Here is a 17,562-nt window from a genome sequence, read left to right on the forward strand (position 1 = left end):
AAGGGTCAGGCGCAAAACCTATCGGACCAGAAGACAGGCTCGCGCCGATGTGTTCGATTACATTGAGAGGTTCTACAATCCAACGCGTCGCCACTCGACCATCGGCTATCTAAGCCCTATGACCTTCGAGGAGCGAGCTATGAAAGCTTAAGTTGCCGTCCACGAAACCGGCAGCAGCTCAGTGCCCCCCATCCCCGGTCCGCAACTCGGACACACCCTAGGAAAACGAAAATCGTAGGCGGCGTTCACCCGGCATATGAAAGATCGAAACTCAACTTGGGACAACACCCGGAGGTTGACAGAAACACAACTCAGACAGCATAAGTGTGACACGAAGTGCGACACACAACTCAACCTCGCACTCGATTATTTAGGCCGTCCAATGGCTTAGAAAAATGGTAGCGGGTCCGGTACTCGCCTCCAAATTCCAAGCCCCGAATTCCAGCGTGCCTCGCATATTCATTCCCGACCGGATTTCAATCCGGTGGAAACTGTCTGGCCTGCTCCATCTTCCAAAGCGCAACACCGCGCGTCCTTCGGCGACAGATTCACCCGCGAAGCATTGACACGCCCCCTCCCTCTCTCCAGTCTCTGCGCCAACCGGTGTTGTCGCTCGGAAAGTTGTTTTGGAACAAGCCTCTCAGACCCCCACGCAGATCCTTGTTGTCGATCTCGACGGCACGGTTCTTCGCTCTGACATGATCTATGAAACCTTCTGGTCCGGCCTTGCCCGGGACTGGAAACTGCCGTTTCGGGCGCTCGCCGCCCTCACCAACGGCAAGGCCGCGCTCAAAAGGCTTCTGGCGGAGCGCTCCGATGTCGATGTGACCACCCTGCCCTATGACGAAACCGTGTTGCAGCGGCTGCGCGACTGGCGCGCGAAAGGCGGGCGCACGGCGCTTGTGACCGCAACCGATCAGCCCATCGCCGAACGGATCGCCGCGCATCTCGGCCTGTTCGACGTGGTGATCGGCTCCAACGGCACCGCGAACCTCAAGGGCCCCGCCAAGGCCGAACGGCTGATCGCCGAGTTCGGCGAGGGGAATTTCACCTATATGGGCGATCACGAGGCGGATCTGGCGATCTGGAAGGTCGCGGGTGGGGCGATCACGGTGAACGCCTCCTCCGCACTGCAGGCGCGGGTGCAATGCGGGGGCCCCATTGAGCACCTGAGCACCACGACCCGGACCCTGCGCCCCTATGTCAAGGCGATCCGCCCGCATCAGTGGCTCAAGAACATCCTGATCTTCGTCCCGATGCTGGCGGCGCACGAGTTGAGCTTCGGCGTATTCTTTCGCGCGCTCGTCGCTTTCATTTCATTCAGTCTCATCGCCTCCTCGGTCTATGTGCTGAACGATCTGCTTGACCTGAAAGGCGACCGGGCGCATCCGCGCAAGCGTCTTCGGCCCTTCGCTGCCGGGACGATCCCGATTGAACGCGGTACGGTCATGGCAATCGCACTGCTGATCGCCGGGCTGATCCCGGCGATCCTCCTTGGCCTACCCTTTCTCAGGGTCATGGTCGCCTATTACATCCTGACCACCGCCTATTCGCTCTGGCTCAAGCGGCAACTCGTGGTCGATATCTTCGCCCTCGCGGGGCTTTACACCCTCCGCATTCTCGCAGGCGGCACCAGTTCGGGCATCCCCATGTCGGTCTGGCTTCTGGCCTTCTCGATCTTTTTCTTCTTTTCGCTCGCCGCCGTGAAGCGTCAGGCCGAACTGGTCGACAGCCGCAACTCCGGCAAGCTCAAGGCACACGGGCGCGGCTATCATGTCGAGGATGTACCGATCGTGACCATGATGGCGCTCGCCTCCGGCTATGTCTCCGTCCTCGTCATGGCACTCTATATCAGCGCGCCGACAGTGCTCGAAATGTATCCCCGACCGGGCTATCTCTGGGGCGCCTGTCTCGTATTGCTCTACTGGATCAGCCGCATGGTGATGACCACCCATCGCGGCCAGATGAATGACGATCCCGTGCTCTATGCCGCCAGGGACAAGGTCAGCCTGTTCTGCTTCGGCCTCATTCTCGCCCTCGGCGTCGCGAGCGCAGTTTGATGAGCGCCACGCCGCTGTCCCTGCCCGCTCTGGTCCTGCGCTACGGCCTCTTCGCCGCCGTCGCAACACTGGTCAATCTCGGGGCACAGCGCATCGCCATCGCGCTTTGGCCCGGCCCCGGAGCATTGCTCGTCGCCCTCGTCACAGGCACCGGCATCGGCCTGGTGGTAAAATACCTGCTCGACAAGCGCTGGATCTTTTACGACATGGAAACCGGTGCCAGGGCCCATGGCCGCAAATTCGGCCTCTATACCGCCATGGGGCTGATCACCACGGCAATCTTCTGGGGCATGGAGGCCGGGGCATGGTGGATATGGCACAGCACCACCGCACGCGAGGCCGGCGCAGTCCTCGGCCTCGCCATCGGTTATGTGGTGAAGTTTCAACTCGACCGGCGCTATGTGTTTCACTCGGTGCACTAAAAAGCGTTCGGCCAAAGACTGTGATCGAGGTTTTGGGCCGAACGCTTTAGGCCTTTACGCAGGCGTCAGTCCCGGCGGGTGCGGCAGTTTGTGCCCGCTGTTCGCCAGACAACTCATCAACGCATCCTGCAAGGTCTCTTCCAGAACCGGGTGATAGAACGGCGCTTCCAGACAGGCGTCAATCGTCATCCCCTGCTCCATCGCCAGCGCCAACCAATGCGCCATATGCTCCCCGTCGCCAATCGCCAGCGTCGCACCCAGAAGTTTGAGCGTGCTCTTGTCGGCATAGACCCGGATCATCCCCACCGTCTCCGCCTTGACCTTGGAGCGCCCGTTGTTCTGCGCCGAAGCGCTGCCAATGGCAATCTGCTCCGGGTCGAGCGCATCGAAGGTCGCGCCGACCGTGGCAATCTGCGGCCCGGTGAAGGCAACCCCTAACGGCACGCGCCGCCGGAAGGGTTTGCGGGTCCCGGCAATGATGTTCAGCGCTGCGATCTTGCCCTCGTCCTTCGCCTCGTGCAGCAGCGGTCGGTCGGCGTTCACATCCCCGGTCAGATAGACCGGCAGATCGCCGATCTGAAGCGTCTCGCGGTCATAGGCGGGCATGCCATGGGCATCCAATTCGACGCCAAGGGTCTCAAGTCCCAGCCCCGTGATATTGGCCCGCCGCCCGATGCTGGCCAACACACGTTCGACATTGACCGTCTTGTCGCCCGCCGTGATCGTAACCGTACCGTCTGCTTCCAGCTTCGGCTCCACATTTGCGCCCGTGGTAATACGCATATCGCGCCCGAGCCATTCGGCGGCGGCCTCCGCCACCACTGGGTCCTTGATCCCCGCGATCACCGGTGCGGCATCAAAGCCATGCACCTCGACGCCCAGACGCCCAAGCGCCTGACCTATCTCGCAACCGATGACCCCAAGCCCAACGACCGCGATGGATTTCGGCAGGTCCGGCTCTTCGAAAAACGTGTCCGTCGTCAAAAGCGCATCCCCCAGCGCCCGAAACGGCGCAGGCAGCACCGGAGTCGAGCCGGTCGCGATAATGATCGCCCCGGCCTCGATCTCCTCGCCATTCACCTCGACACGGTTCGGGCCGGTGATCTTCGCATGCCCGTCGATGAACTGAGTCTCGTCGAGATGTTTGTGCGTGCGGGTGATGAACCCGTTCACAAGCTGGTCCCGGATCGCCCGCACCCGCGCCATCACGGCCGGGCCGTCGACCCGAAGCGCCTCCGTCCCGCGCAAACCGAACATCTCCTGACGGTCCTTGTCATGATAGAGCGACGCCGCCTCGATCAGCGCCTTGGACGGCATGCATCCCACCCGGGCACAGGTCGTCCCCTCCGGCCCGGAATTGATCAGAACGACGCTCTTGCCCGCCCTGAGCAACACGAAAAGCGCCGTCACACCGGCACTGCCCGCCCCGAGGATGGCCACATCGACTTTGCGTGTCATGAAACGAATCCTTTATCTGCACCCACGAAGCGCCCCAAACCGGCGTCGCCCCGTGGCTTCAATCATCTTGATATCTACATAACATGTATCTTTTGCAGAACAATTGTCGAGCCACGCGACATGACGACACCCGCCTGCGAAAAACCCCGTAAACATCCGGGTCACGAAGCCGTCGCGGCTGTATATCTACGATGAAATGTCCTGAGAAATTGGCGATCCCTTGAGGACTCGAACCCCAAACCTGCTGATTAGAAGTCAGCTGCTCTATCCAGTTGAGCTAAGGGACCGCACTTGGGCCGTGTCGGCCATGAAAAAGCGCCGGAAGACCGGCGCTGTCTCCTTGAGATGTGGCGCCGGATCAGTGGGTCCAGGGGGCGCGTCTGTTCGTGGCGAAGTTCTCGCCATAGCCGCCCGGGCGCACGTTGTGCCGACGTTTGTGCGGCTCCTGTACCACGTAGTCGATGCCATGTTCTTCGGCATAGGCGATCGCGTGTTCCTTGCTGTCGAATTTCAACCGCACTTGGGTTTGCGTGTCATGCGACGAGGTCCAGCCCATAAGCGGGTCGATGTCACGCGCGGAGGCAGGCGCATAATCGAGATACCATTGCTTGGTCTTGGCTTGCCCGGATTGCATGGCGTTGCGGGCGGGCTGGTAGATACGAGCGCGCATCGAGTGACTCCTTTTTACCTTGGTGCCGGTTATCCCCGTTTCCGGAAGGCGTTTCAAGCCCTTCACGTACTGCCCCATGGTCCAGACGTAAGAAAACCCGCCAGAGCGGGTTCGATACGATGGTTTGGCCGTTGCTTTGGGTGACTGCCCGGTCGGATGTGAGGGAGCGAGGGTTGGGGGTGGGTATACACACCCGACCGGGTCAGTCTTTTCTGCTGCTTGCAAAAACAGGTTAGGCGCAAAGGCCGTACCGATACAAGGAAAAATATCGCTATGATTGCAATATAAGGAAAAAATTCTCCTTAAAGTGGTAAGCTTTTGTTAATCTCCAGACTGCGGACCACAAGACTTGAAAGGTGAACAAAAAGGGATCATCTGTTAACCAGCCCCGAAACCTCACCTGACAAGACGAAAAGGGACCCAATGGATCCGCGCCTGATGACCGATCCGCCGAAGGATCTGAAACACCGTCCGAAACTCGAAGGCGGCAAGAGATTCGTCATGCACAGCGCCTTCGAGCCCTCTGGCGATCAGCCTACCGCCATCGCGGAGCTTTCCGCCGCCATCGAGGCAGGAGAGCGCGATCAGGTGCTCCTCGGTGCGACCGGCACGGGCAAGACCTTTACCATGGCCAAGGTGATCGAGGCGACGCAACGCCCGGCGATCATCCTTGCCCCGAACAAAACGCTCGCCGCCCAGCTTTACGGCGAGTTCAAGGGCTTTTTCCCGGAGAATTCCGTCGAATATTTCGTCTCCTACTACGACTATTATCAACCAGAGGCCTACGTCCCGCGCTCCGACATCTTCATCGAGAAGGAAAGCCAGATCAACGAACAGATCGACCGGATGCGCCACGCCGCCACCCGAGCCCTGCTCGAACGTGACGACGTGATCATCGTGGCTTCCGTCTCCTGCATCTACGGCCTCGGCTCGCCCGAGCTCTACATGGCGATGACCATAGACCTGCAAATGGGTCAGGACTACGACCAGCGCGATCTCATGGGTGAGCTGGTCGAGCTGCAATACCGGCGTAACGACACCGCTTTCGACCGCGGCTCCTTCCGGGTGCGCGGCGACAGTCTTGAGGTTTGGCCCGCGCACATGGAGGACCGGGCCTGGAAATTTTCCTTCTTCGGCGAGGAGTTGGAGAGCATCACCGAGTTCGACCCGCTGACCGGCAAGAAGACCGACACGCTCGAACACGTCCGGATTTACGCCAACAGTCACTATGTGACGCCGAAACCGACGATCCGGCAGGCCATTGCGGGCATCAAAAAGGAACTCAAACAACAGCTCATCAAGTTCACTGACGAGGGCAAACTTCTTGAGGCCCAACGCCTTGAACAACGGACCAACTTCGATCTTGAAATGCTGGAGGCCTCGGGCTTCTGCAATGGGATCGAGAACTATTCGCGTTACCTGACGGGGCGCGCGCCGGGCGAGCCGCCGCCCACGCTGTTCGAATTCATCCCCGACAATGCGATTGTCTTTGCGGATGAATCCCACGTCACCGTGCCCCAGATCGGTGGCATGTATCGTGGCGACTATCGGCGCAAGTTCACGTTGTCGGAACATGGTTTCCGCCTGCCGTCCTGCATGGACAACCGGCCTCTGAAATTCGAGGAATGGGACGCCATGCGCCCGCAATCGGTCTTCGTCTCCGCCACGCCCGCAAAATGGGAGATGGAACAGACCGGTGGCGTCTTCACCGAACAAATCATCCGTCCGACGGGTCTTCTGGACCCGGTGGTCGAAATCCGCCCCATCGAGACACAGGTGGACGATCTTCTGGACGAGGCCAAGAAAATGGCCGCGCTGAACCGACGCGTCCTTGTCACCACGCTGACCAAGCGCATGGCCGAAGACCTCACCGAATATCTCCACGAACAGGGCGTCCGCGTGCGCTACATGCACTCGGACATCGACACAATCGAACGGATCGAGATTCTGCGCGACCTGCGGCTCGGTGCCTTCGACGTGCTTGTCGGGATCAACCTCCTGCGCGAGGGTCTCGACATTCCCGAATGCGGCCTTGTCGCCATTCTCGACGCCGACAAAGAGGGCTTTTTGCGCTCGGAAACCTCGCTGATCCAGACCATCGGCCGCGCCGCGCGCAACGCCGAAGGCCGCGTCATCCTCTATGCCGACAAGATCACCGGCTCGATGCAGCGCGCCATGGACGAGACCGACCGCCGCCGCGCCAAACAGATGGCCTATAACGAGGAACACGGCATCACGCCGCAGACCGTCAAGAAGAACGTCGACGACATTCTGGCGGGGCTGTATCAGGGCGACGTGGACATGAACCGCGTGACCGCGACCATCGACAGACCGGCGGCGGGACAGAATTTGCAAGCGGTTCTGGAAGGCCTGCGCAACGACATGCGCGTGGCCGCCGAGAATCTGGAATTCGAAGAAGCTGCGCGCCTGCGGGACGAGATCAAACGCCTGGAAACCGTCGATCTGGTGCTCCACGACGACCCGCTGGCGCGGCAATCCGCGGTGGACGACGCGGTGGCAGATGCGAAGGCGAAGAGCGGGCGGTCTACCGCGGGGAGACCGGGGCAACGCGGTGGCAAGGCTGGACGGGGGAGGAAGAAGTGAATCTGGGTTTAGGACTTGGCTTAGGAAGCATTGCAGTTCACCAAAGACCTGCAACCGTACGCGCAAATTTGGACAATCTCTCACATGAATTGATAATTCCAATTCAATTGCTGCAAGTTGAAGAACGTGTTGCACAAGGGACGATTGTCAAAGCCCTCTCCCACCCATGGGAGGCAGTATTTGAGCAAATCAAAACAAATTCCAACCTGCTTTATCAATTTTCAAAATTCCCCAGAGAATTTGAAGAATTCATAGCGGCATCGTATGAAAGGCAGGGCTTTAAAGTCCTCCTCACTCCGCGCAGTGGCGATGGAGGGGTTGATCTTATTGCGGAGAAAAGTGGTATCGGCACATTGCGCATCTTAGATCAGTGCAAGGCTTTTTCGAAAGGCAACCGGGTTGGACTTAACGATGCGCGCGCGATGATGGGCACTTTTAAACGCCTTACGGACTTCAATAACACGCCTACACGAGCAATCCTTACAACAACATCAACTTTTGCTCCGACGGCAAAAACCGAATGGAAAGACTATATCCCCACGCAGCTTGAACTACGCGAACATGATGATCTGATTAAGTGGCTATCTCGATCCTAGTGTCGACAACCTGCCCAAATCTCTGATTTGGGCACTCGCCTGCCCCTCCCCCCAGGGGAGGGCGCGTTTCACGCCCCCACCCCTAGGGCCAGGCGCGGGGCTAGATAGATCACGTTGCCCCCTACTCCGTCACCGTCAACCCCAGCATCCGCCAGACCTGCATCCCGCCGCGGTAATAGAAAATCTTCTCCGCCGGAAAGCCCGCTTCGATCATCCGCCGCGCTGCCGTGGGCGACTGGCCGCACCACGGCCCGTTGCAATAGAGCGCGACGGTTTTGACCTGATCGCCTTCGCAGATGAAGCCTTCAAAATCCGGCTCACAGCCCAGCTCGCCCAGACGATCCGCCGCCTCCGTGTAAGGCATATGCACCGCACCGGGGATGGCGCCGCCATCGAAATCCGGTTTCACCCGGCTGTCGAGTACCATCGCGTCGGGGTCCTGCAACATCGCGATCAGTTCCAGTTCGCCGATCGTGGTTACGCCTTCCGCCGGGGTCATCGGCTGGATGCAGAAATTCGGACAGGGGCGCGAGGTCTGCGCCCATTCGCCGCTTACCTCGTTCGCATTGTCCTGAATCCGCGAAATCTCCACCGGACCGGAAGGCGTTTCCACCACCGCCGACATCATGTCGGGCGTGATCCCCACCGGATCGGCAAATGCGCCTCCGGTCATCAAAACCAAAGCTGTCGCAGTCAAAATCTTTTGCATCAATACACTCCTTCCACGTCATACATCACCGGCTCAAACGACTTGCACATGCCGTTGATCACCCGGTTGCGGGCGCGCATTTCCTCGGTGCGCAACATCGCCTGATAATCCTCGCGCCGATCCCATTGCGAATAGTTCGCGATCCTTGTCTGCGCATCGTTGATATGCAAAGCCGCCGAGATGAATCCCGGCTGTTGCGAGATCACCTCCGCATAGGCGGCCTGCAACGCTTCCATAAGATCTTGCGCCACGCCGGGCGTCGTCTCGAACGTTGTCAGAACCGTCTGGCAGGTCGTGTCCTGTGAAATAACCGGCATCGTCTCCTCCCTGAAATGAGCCTGGCCTGATCTGAGCCTGTTTCAGCATAGCATGAATATCCCGCATGTTCGCCAGCCCGGATTTGGCGAATGTCGCTTGTTGAAACCCATTGAAATGTCATGATTGTCACCACTGGTTTGGTCACGCAAAACCCGACAATAAAACTCGGTTTTCTCTGGCCTGCCTGGGCTTTACGCATTAGACAAGAAACATGACACAGGACATCCCCTCTCCGATCCGCCCGACCGACACCGAAGCCCGCACCATGGCGCGGGATTTGATCACCGGTGCGCGCATTGCCGCCCTCGCCGTTCTCGATCCGGACAGCGGTGCCCCGCATGTCACCCGGATTGCCTTCGGCCTCGGCTCCCGGGGCACATGGCTGACCCTCGTGTCCGATCTTGCAGCCCATACGAAAGCGCTGCGTGCGTCTCCTCGCGCCGGGCTGTTACTTGGCGAAGCGCCGAACAAGGGCGACCCGCTGGCCTTCCCGCGCCTTTCGGTCCGGGCCGATGCGCGTTTTGTGCCACGCCACACGGAAGAGCATCTGAGCCACCGTGCGGCCTGGCTGACGCATCACCCGAAGGCCCAGCTTTACGTGGATTTCGCGGATTTCTCCTTTGTCAGCTTCACGCCCCTGTCTGCCGATCTCAACGGTGGCTTCGGCAAGGCCTATCACCTGACACCGGACGACATGGACCTGACGGTCTGAGCCAGACAGCAGAACCCGACATGAAAAACCGGACAGCCAAAGCTGCCCGGTTTTCCGCCTGCATCCCGAAAGGGCTCAGATCGGCCGATCCATCCGCGCGATCATGTTGACCGTACCCTTCACCGCCTGCGGGAAGGTCAGCCGGATCTGGTTGTTGGAACTGCCGTGATTCACCGTCACATAGGGCATCGCGGAGACCGCATTACCCGAAGCATCGGTCAGTACATTGCGGAACACGAGCCCCTCGACCACCCGCGCCCAGCCGCCGAAGGGCAGATAGCCGGAAGGATCTAGCACCCAGGCCGTCGAAGCCGTGCTCTGGGTGTATTCCGCAGACACCGGATTGACCGTGATCTGGCTCACCCCGTTGAACGTGTTGCCCTCGAAAGTGACATTGCGTGTCGAATTATATTCGAGATCGGCGAATGTGGTGTCCACCCGATCCACCCGCTCGATGAAGCCGTTGAGCGCCTTGAACGTGTTGTTCTGCACCGCCAATCCCTGAAGGAAATGACCCGGACCATAGGGCTTGATCACGATCCAGGAAAAATAGCTCGCCACATCGTTCGCCGTAAAAATATTGCCCGTGATCGTCAGCCCGCCAAAGGAATATTCCGACGAGAAATCCGGCGCGGCATCGTGTTCGTTCGTCATCTCGATGTAGGAGTTGTCGATGTAATTGCCCGTCACGATGGATTTCACGTTCGGATAGGTGAACACGAGCCCCGCCACGCGTGGGCTGTCGGTGTCCTCGTCGCCCTGAAACCAGTGGTTGCCGATGAACATGTGGCCGTTGCCATAGACGATCCCGGTGTGGCCAAAGCGCTGGAACCGGTTGTCGCGGATTTTGCAATCGTTCGAATTGATGTTGAACGCAACCGACTGACGCGCCGTCGCACTGACCGTCGGCTCGTTCGAGACAAAGGAACAGCGGTCGATATGCAGATCCTGACAGCCACCGCCGATCGAGGTCACGCCGCGATTGAGCGGCGATTTGATGTGACAATCGCGCAATTGGAAATTGTTCCCGCCCGGCGAGAGCATCACGCCGGAAGCGCGCCCGTTGCACAGAAGCTCCACATCGGAGAGATGGAACTGCGACAGTTTCGAGAGGCCGGAGAAATCGAACACGTATTTGAACCGCGTGAACGTGTAGGTCTGGCTGGAATTCGGCCCGTAAAGCGGCTGGCTCAGGGTCAGGGACTGATTGCCGACATTGACATCGCGCACATAAACCTCGCGCCCGACGCCGGTGCCGGTAACAAGGCTGCCGATCTGAATATTGGCGATGTTGGTGACATTGCTCAGGGTCTTGGGCGAGGTCGCGCTGTAGCTCGCTGTCGAGGTTGCCACATCGTTGTCCCAGTTGCTCGACGCGTTCACCGTAATCTGACCGTTGCGGATCACCCGGCGCACCTCAAGCGAATCCGCCCCGGTGATCGCCGCCACGTCCAGCGGCTCGTCCAGTTCTATCCGACGCCCGCGCATGTCGAGACTGTCATGGTCGGTGTAATAGAACATCGCCTGAATGGCGCGTTTTAACCCTTCGACCTCGCTCCCGAAAGCGTCGATATAGGCATTCAGGTGGAAATTCTTGCGCTGCACCAGACGTTTGTCTGCGGGCATGGTCACGGTGCCGTCGAACACGACCTCTTCGGTGAAGGACACCGTGTTCGCGAGATGATAGACACCTTCCGGCACGATCACCTTGCGCCCGGCGGCAGCGGCATTGGCGGCGTTGAACGCGCCGGAAGCATCGGTCACGCCATCGCCCACCGCGCCATAATCGCGCACGTCGATCATGCCGGAACTGTCCGCCAGAAACCACTGGGACACATCCTCGATCTCGATATCGTCGACCCTGACCGTCCCGCCATTCGCGCCGGTCAGATCGAGGCCGAAATGACCATAGACCGCATCGAGGCCCCAAGGCATATCGACCCCGCCACGCCGACCGGAGCCGACGATGGCCGTGACCTCGACCACATCGCCATAGGCGGTCAGAGTGGTTTCCCCGCCGATCTCGGTCAGCCCGTTCACATGGGCAAGCGAAGCGTTCCCCGCCCAGCCCGCGATGCGCACGGTCGGCAGATTGCCGGAAATCGCCTTCACCCGTGCCTTGATCTGAAGATACATGCCGGGCTGGAGCGGCGTCTCGCCCATGTAGCGCAGTTTCGTCAGAGTGTCGTTCTTGACGATTTCGAGACAGCCGCCGAAATCGGCATCCGCCGCCACCAGAGCGGCATTCGCCGCCCCGTCATAAGTGGCCGAACCGGGCGTGCCATCTTCGCTGGACCATACGGCCAGACCGTCCTCAAACGCCGGCGGCATCAGCACCAGCCCATCTGTTATGGCCTTGTTCATCCGAACCCCTTTCAATCCTTCAATTCGATGCGCGCCATTCGGCATGACGACACCCTGCGCGACCGGGGCCTCCGGCACGTTCAATCGCAATGTCTCGTCATGAAACCCCGAAGCGCGCATGTGCCCTGAGATGCAAAAAGGTCTACCGCATGGGGCTGACGATGCTGTTAACCCTACGGACGCCACGCTCGATGCCTGCGCAACATCGCGCCGTTCTACCTGTCATGTCTCCCTGTCATGGACCGGTCACATATCCTGTCCTATGTTGGGCATGAGAGGTGATCATGAGCTACCGCATCCGCCCCAAAGACCCCGACATGAGCGCCACGCTCCGGCGCATCGCCGAGGACCGCCTGAACCGTGCCATCGAGGCCACGAAGGCGGAAACCGCCGAGACCCGAATGCCTGCCGTGCACGACATTCGCAAACGTCTCAAGGAAATGCGCGCTCTGCTGCGTCTCGTCCGACCGGATTTCGACGATTTCAAACCGGCGGACCGCGCTCTGCGTGACATCGGGCGCGAACTGTCGGCGCTACGCGACATCAATGTACGTTGCGACACGCTGGGCCATCTGGCCGATTATGTCGATCTGCCGGACGATCCTCTGGCCCCTTATCTCGCAGAGCTGACGCGGAGTCGCGACACGGCCTATGGCCCCGCCTCCGACAGTCTGCTCGCTACGACCCGCACCGCCCTCATCGCAATGCGAGATGCGTCCGCGCACTGGCGGCTGCGACACAACGGTCGCAAGGCGATCTTTACCGGTCTTTCAGGAACTTACGCAGATGCACGCGAAGCCATGGGACGCGCTCGTGAAACCCGTGCGCCCGAGGATTTTCATGAATGGCGCAAGCATGTGAAATATCACTTCTACCACGCCCAGATCCTCTCCCCGATTTGGCCCGAAGCCATGGAGCCCCATATCGCCGCCGCCGAAGCTCTGGGCGAGTTGCTGGGCCAGCATCACGATCTCATTGTGCTGGGCGAAGAGGCCCGCGCCGCCGGTCTCCCCGCCGCACCGCTCGCCGTGCTGGAGGCCGGTCTGCACGACCGTATCGCAGCGCTTGAGAAACAGGCCTTCCTCGACGGAGCGCGCCTTCTGGCCGACAGTCTGGAAGCCCTGTCGCGGCGCTGGTCCGTCTGGTACCGGCTTTGGCGCCACGCCAACTGAAAAGGGCCACCCCGAGAGGCAGCCCTTTGTTTTAGAGAATTAAAATCGGCTTACGACAGATCGCCGTTCAGCCCCTTCTCAAGAAGCGCAATCGTCTCGTTCACACCGTAAAGCGCCGCGAAGGAACCGAAACGCGGACCCTGGCTCTGCCCCAGAAGCACCTCGTAAAGCGCCTTGAACCAGTCGCGCAGGTTCTCGAACCCGTGGTTCTTGCCGACGGCAAACACGATGGATTGCAGGAAGTCGCCATCGGTGAAATCCACGTCCGGCAGCGGCTCGTCGTTGCCCATGGCGGCGTTTTTCCGGGCGATCTCGGCCAGAGCCACCTCGGCGGAACCAAACGCCGCCTTGAGGTCTTCCATCGCCGCGCGTTCCTGATCGTTCGGCGCGCGGAAGGTTTTTTCCGGTTTCACGAAATCGTTGTAATAGCGCACCGCATAGCCCGCCGCCGCGTCGAGCTGCGGGTTGGTTTCCGGCGAAGCCTCCGGCGCATAACGCTGAATAAAGCCCCAAAGCTGCTCTTTCTCCTCGGCTCCCGCGACAGAGGCAAGGTTCAGTAGCATCGAGAACGGCACCACCATGTCGGAGGCCGGCACATCCGCACCGTGGATGTGGAAGACCGGGTTCGCCGCCTGCTGTTCGGCCGTCTGGCCGGGATAGGCCCGAAGTTGCTGGTGATATTCGTCCATCATCCGCGGGATGACATCGAAATGCAGCCGCTTCGCGGTTTTGGGTTTCTGGTACATGAAATAGGCGAGGCTCTCGGTCGAGGCATAGGTCAGCCATTCGTCGATCGACAACCCGTTGCCTTTCGACTTGGAGATTTTCTCGCCATTGGCGTCGAGGAAGAGTTCATAGGTGAAGTGCTCCGGCTTCTGCCCGCCCAAAATCTCGCAAATCCGGTCGTAGATCGGCGTATTGGTCGAGTGGTCCTTGCCGTACATCTCGAAATCGACATCCAGCGCGGCCCAGCGCGCCCCGAAATCCGGTTTCCACTGGAGTTTTACATTGCCGCCGGTGACCGGAAGCGTCCACTCGCGGCCATCTTCGTCATCGAAGGTGATCGTGTAATCGTCCCTGTTGACCGATTTCATCGGCACATAGAGCACACGCCCCGTCTCCGGGTGAATCGGCAGGAAAATGGAATAGGTCTGCTGGCGCTCTTCGCGCAAGCTTTTCAGCATCACCTTCATCACCTCGTCGTATTTATCGACGGCACGTTTCAGAACCTCGTCGAACTGACCCGACTTGTAGAACTCGGTCGCCGAGTAGAATTCATACTCGAACCCGAAGGTGTCGAGGAACCGGCGCAGCATCGCGTTGTTATGATGACCAAAGCTCTCATATTCTCCGAACGGGTCCGGCACCGAGGTCAGCGGCTTGTGCAGGTTTTCCTGCAAAAGCTCCTGATTGGGCACATTCGAGGGCACCTTGCGCATCCCGTCCATGTCGTCGGAGAAACAGATCAATCGCGTCGGCACGTCGGAGATCACCTCGAAGGCACGGCGGATCATCGTCGTGCGCAGCACCTCGCCAAAGGTCCCAATATGCGGAAGACCCGACGGACCGTAACCGGTCTCAAAGAGCACATAGCCCTTCTTGTCCTTGGACGCTTCATACCGCTTGAGGACAGTCCGGGCCTCTTCAAAGGGCCAGGCTTTCGAGCTCATACCGGCATCACGCAGGTCCGTCATTTTCAGCAATCCTTTTGTCGCACGGGGATCGTCCCGCAAGGCGCAACTCCTATTGCCCCTCCCCGCTTGCGTCAATATTGTTTGACCGCACACGCCCTATGAAGAGCCAATAAAATGAACGATATTCCCCATTCCCTGACCCCGCAGGACTGTCTCGTCGCCGTGATGATCGCCCAGTCCATGTCCGACGAGAACATCCGCACCGCCGAGCTTGTCACCATCGAGAATATCGTCAACCATCTTCCGGTCTTCGGCGAATACGACACCGACCGGATCAAGGTCGTGTCCTCCACCGTCTTCGATCTCTTCTCCGAAGAAGACGGGCTGGACGCACTCTTCGGCCTCATCCGCGACAACCTGCCGGAGTATCTCCACGAGACCGCCTATGCTCTGGCCTGCGATGTCGCCGCCGCCGATGGGCATACCTACGAGGCCGAGCTGCGTCTGCTCGAAGAGATCCGCTACGAACTCAACATCGACCGGCTGCACGCCGCCGCCATCGAGCGCGGCGCGCGGGCACGGTATATGCTGGTGCATCCAACCAACTGAGGCCCGCCATGAGCCTGATTTCGGAACTTGCGGAGATCGCGGCAAAGCAGCCACAGAAGATCGCCCTGATCACAGAAACCAGCCAGATGAGCTATGCCGATCTGCTGGACCTGATCCAGAGGCTTGACGGGCCTCTGGCGATGAAGGGGCTGCGCGCCGGCCACACCATTGCCCTCGACAGTAGCCGCGCCGAATTCGTCATCGCCATGATCTTTCTGGCCAGCCTGCGCGGGCTGACCCTCGCGCTCGCCCCTTCGGCGCGTTGCCGGGCCGTCGGCTTGATTCCCGATTTCAGCCTCGTGCACAAAACCGACCCCACCCTGCCCCGCGACCGGCAGATCGTGATCGAACCGGGCTGGTTCTCCACGCCGCTGCGCCAGCGCGCCGATTATCGCGGTCTCGGCAAAAACACGGCGCACTATATCTTCCAGTCCTCCGGCTCCACCGGCCAACCGAAACTCGTGATCGCCGAGGAGAGCGAATGGCGCGCTGCCATGGCACATGCCATGAGCCTCGGCACCGATCCCGAACGCGGACAGCGCCTGCTCTCCACCCTCGCGCCAACCACCAACTGGGCGGCCGGCTGTAACATCGAGACCTTGCTCATCGGCGGCAGCATCGTCAGCCTCCGCACCCAGAGCGACCGGCTATTGCAATATATCGACCTCTATCGCGTCGACACGCTGGCCACCGCCCCGGGCATGGTGCCGAAAATCCTCGAAATGCCGCAGGCCGGGCAATACCTCACCTCCCTGCGTGACGCGATCTTTGCCGGCGCCGTGGTCAGCCCCGCCCTGCTCGACCGCTTCGCAGAACTCTCCACCGCGCGGCTCCATATCGACTACGGCTCGACCGAGGTCGGTGTCTGTTTTCGTGCCATCTACCACCCCGGCACCCCGCAGACGCCAGGCCATGTCGGGCGGCTGGTGCGCCCGGATCTCGAAGTGGTGTTCTGCGACGACAGCCTCACCCCCGACCCCGAGGCATGTGAAGGGCGCATCGCCTTTCGCCGACCCGCAGGACAGATGCGCGCCTACATCGACCGCACCGGGCCGGACGAAACCGGTGCGGGTTTTACCGATGAGGGGCTGTTCCTGCCCGGAGACCTGATGCGGCGCGAGGGGGAAGACTATTTCATCCTCGGTCGGGTCAAGAACATCGTCAATTGCGGTGGGAACAAATACCGTCTCGAACACATCACGCAGATACTTGAACAGGCCTTTCCCGGCAGCCAGATGGTGCCCCTGATCGAAACGGGACGCGATGACCTCGAAGGCATCGCGGTGGCCTATCGCGCCCCGAAAGAGATCACCGCCGCAGAGATGATGGCCGTGCTCAAACCACAGTTCCGCGGGCTCGACATTCTGCGCATTGTGCGCCGTGACAGTTTCCCGCTGACCCCGACTGGCAAGATCGACCGCCCTGCCCTGTCGGAACTCCTTGCGGAACACAACTAAGATAGACAACAAAACGGGCGCCTTCAGGCGCCCGTCTCAAACATTTGGCTATACACCGGTTCAGAACCGGAAGCCGACCCGCACGGAAGCCGTGGTCAGCTTGTCGATGCCGACATAATAGGGATCGGCGTCGCCGCCATAGACCGTGCCATCGACATCGAGATCACGGCTGAGCAGTTCCAGACCGACGAAAGCACTGCCCTTCAGCATGGTCTCGACACCGACGCCATAGTTCATGCCTTCCACCTCGACGTCCTTGGCATCGTTACCGTAGATCGTCGTGTTCGGCTCACCCTTGCTATAGCCCAAAATGCCATAGACATAGGTCTTGCCGAAGACCCGACCGAATTTCGCCTTCAGGTCGACCATATTGTCGATGCCCGCGCCGTCAATCCCGTCGAGATCCAGCCCGCCGTTGAACGCCACTTCGCCACCGAGAACCCAGCCACCGAGATCGGCGTTGTATCCGGTGAAGAACCCCGGTGCGACGCCGGACAGGTCATCCGTGTCGCTGAAATTGTAGGTCATCTCCGAGTCGAATGGAAAAGCCCCGGAGAGGCCTGCGTAGAACCCGGTGAAATCCTGCGCCATCGCCGGCGCGACAAACCCCAACATCGTGGCTCCGCTCGCGAAAACCACGCTACCAATGGTCGTACTGACCGTCTTGTTCACCATGATGCACCCCCTTATGAAATATATTTCAATAGGTGCATTTTACCGCCGAAACCGCCTTTCCGACAAGCTCTGTCGCTACGTAAGGCACGGGGGGTGTTGCGC

16 protein-coding genes and 1 tRNA gene are annotated in these 17,562 nt (G+C 60.0%); 9 read left to right on the top strand and 8 right to left on the bottom strand.

Going from position 1 to position 17,562, the window contains the following annotated elements:
• The 3 genes from C8N42_RS06310 to C8N42_RS06320 all read left to right on the top strand — a co-directional run.
• A partial coding sequence (locus C8N42_RS06310; protein ID WP_146168246.1) for an IS3 family transposase occupies positions 1-151 on the top strand: 151 nt, incomplete at its 5' end.
• A gap of 475 nt (positions 152-626) precedes the next feature.
• Positions 627-2,060: a UbiA family prenyltransferase gene (locus C8N42_RS06315; RefSeq protein WP_107815713.1), complete on the top strand. Its 1,434-nt coding sequence runs from the start codon at positions 627-629 to the stop codon at positions 2,058-2,060.
• Positions 2,060-2,482 (top strand): GtrA family protein, encoded by a 423-nt coding sequence (locus C8N42_RS06320; RefSeq protein ID WP_245889982.1) that lies wholly within the window; start codon positions 2,060-2,062, stop codon positions 2,480-2,482. The genes C8N42_RS06315 and C8N42_RS06320 overlap by 1 nt, the downstream gene beginning before the upstream one ends.
• 54 nt (positions 2,483-2,536) lie before the next feature.
• On the opposite strand, the gene C8N42_RS06325 is transcribed toward C8N42_RS06320, so the two are convergent.
• The 3 genes from C8N42_RS06325 to C8N42_RS06335 form a co-directional block, all read right to left on the bottom strand.
• Complete coding sequence (locus C8N42_RS06325; protein ID WP_107815714.1) at positions 2,537-3,940, bottom strand: dihydrolipoyl dehydrogenase; 1,404 nt, start codon at positions 3,938-3,940, stop codon at positions 2,537-2,539.
• Positions 3,941-4,150: 210 nt separating this feature from the next.
• Positions 4,151-4,227, bottom strand: a tRNA-Arg gene (locus tag C8N42_RS06330).
• A 71-nt stretch (positions 4,228-4,298) separates the two neighbouring features.
• Positions 4,299-4,610 (bottom strand): ETC complex I subunit, encoded by a 312-nt coding sequence (locus tag C8N42_RS06335; RefSeq protein WP_107815715.1) that lies wholly within the window; start codon positions 4,608-4,610, stop codon positions 4,299-4,301.
• Positions 4,611-5,048: 438 nt separating this feature from the next.
• Between C8N42_RS06335 and uvrB the strand changes: the two genes are divergently transcribed.
• Together uvrB and C8N42_RS06345 are read left to right on the top strand one after the other, a co-directional pair.
• Positions 5,049-7,214, top strand: a complete 2,166-nt coding sequence (uvrB, locus tag C8N42_RS06340) for an excinuclease ABC subunit UvrB (RefSeq protein WP_170109227.1) — start codon at positions 5,049-5,051, stop codon at positions 7,212-7,214.
• Positions 7,211-7,810 carry a restriction endonuclease gene (locus tag C8N42_RS06345; RefSeq protein WP_170109228.1) on the top strand — a complete coding sequence of 200 codons (600 nt, stop codon included), beginning with the start codon at positions 7,211-7,213 and terminating at the stop codon, positions 7,808-7,810. Before uvrB ends, C8N42_RS06345 begins: the two co-directional genes overlap by 4 nt.
• Positions 7,811-7,931: 121 nt before the next feature.
• Here C8N42_RS06345 and C8N42_RS06350 read toward each other — a convergent pair whose 3' ends face one another.
• A complete protein-coding gene (locus C8N42_RS06350) occupies positions 7,932-8,519 on the bottom strand; it encodes a rhodanese-like domain-containing protein (protein WP_107815718.1) in 588 nt (195 codons plus the stop codon).
• Positions 8,519-8,836 (bottom strand): antibiotic biosynthesis monooxygenase family protein, encoded by a 318-nt coding sequence (locus tag C8N42_RS06355; RefSeq protein WP_107815719.1) that lies wholly within the window; start codon positions 8,834-8,836, stop codon positions 8,519-8,521. The genes C8N42_RS06350 and C8N42_RS06355 overlap by 1 nt, the downstream gene beginning before the upstream one ends.
• Before the next feature lie 212 nt (positions 8,837-9,048).
• Here C8N42_RS06355 and C8N42_RS06360 point away from each other — a divergent pair, with 212 nt between their 5' ends.
• Complete coding sequence (locus C8N42_RS06360; RefSeq protein WP_107815720.1) at positions 9,049-9,549, top strand: HugZ family pyridoxamine 5'-phosphate oxidase; 501 nt, start codon at positions 9,049-9,051, stop codon at positions 9,547-9,549.
• Between the two features lie 75 nt (positions 9,550-9,624).
• On the opposite strand, the gene C8N42_RS06365 is transcribed toward C8N42_RS06360, so the two are convergent.
• Positions 9,625-11,913 (bottom strand): glycosyl hydrolase family 28-related protein, encoded by a 2,289-nt coding sequence (locus C8N42_RS06365; RefSeq protein ID WP_107816003.1) that lies wholly within the window; start codon positions 11,911-11,913, stop codon positions 9,625-9,627.
• 284 nt (positions 11,914-12,197) lie between these two features.
• Here C8N42_RS06365 and C8N42_RS06370 point away from each other — a divergent pair, with 284 nt between their 5' ends.
• Positions 12,198-13,085: a CHAD domain-containing protein gene (locus tag C8N42_RS06370; protein WP_107815721.1), complete on the top strand. Its 888-nt coding sequence runs from the start codon at positions 12,198-12,200 to the stop codon at positions 13,083-13,085.
• Positions 13,086-13,135: 50 nt separating this feature from the next.
• On the opposite strand, the gene C8N42_RS06375 is transcribed toward C8N42_RS06370, so the two are convergent.
• Positions 13,136-14,779 carry a lysine--tRNA ligase gene (locus tag C8N42_RS06375; RefSeq protein WP_107815722.1) on the bottom strand — a complete coding sequence of 548 codons (1,644 nt, stop codon included), beginning with the start codon at positions 14,777-14,779 and terminating at the stop codon, positions 13,136-13,138.
• A gap of 114 nt (positions 14,780-14,893) precedes the next feature.
• Between C8N42_RS06375 and C8N42_RS06380 the strand changes: the two genes are divergently transcribed.
• Positions 14,894-15,328, top strand: a complete 435-nt coding sequence (locus C8N42_RS06380; RefSeq protein WP_107815723.1) for a tellurite resistance TerB family protein — start codon at positions 14,894-14,896, stop codon at positions 15,326-15,328.
• A gap of 8 nt (positions 15,329-15,336) precedes the next feature.
• Complete coding sequence (locus tag C8N42_RS06385) at positions 15,337-16,785, top strand: class I adenylate-forming enzyme family protein (protein WP_107815724.1); 1,449 nt, start codon at positions 15,337-15,339, stop codon at positions 16,783-16,785.
• 60 nt (positions 16,786-16,845) lie between these two features.
• On the opposite strand, the gene C8N42_RS06390 is transcribed toward C8N42_RS06385, so the two are convergent.
• Positions 16,846-17,460 carry a porin family protein gene (locus C8N42_RS06390; RefSeq protein WP_107815725.1) on the bottom strand — a complete coding sequence of 205 codons (615 nt, stop codon included), beginning with the start codon at positions 17,458-17,460 and terminating at the stop codon, positions 16,846-16,848.
• Between the last annotated feature and the right edge of the window lie 102 nt (positions 17,461-17,562).

The sequence above is a fragment of the Celeribacter persicus genome (genome assembly GCF_003050785.1).
GTDB classification, from domain to species: domain Bacteria; phylum Pseudomonadota; class Alphaproteobacteria; order Rhodobacterales; family Rhodobacteraceae; genus Celeribacter; species Celeribacter persicus.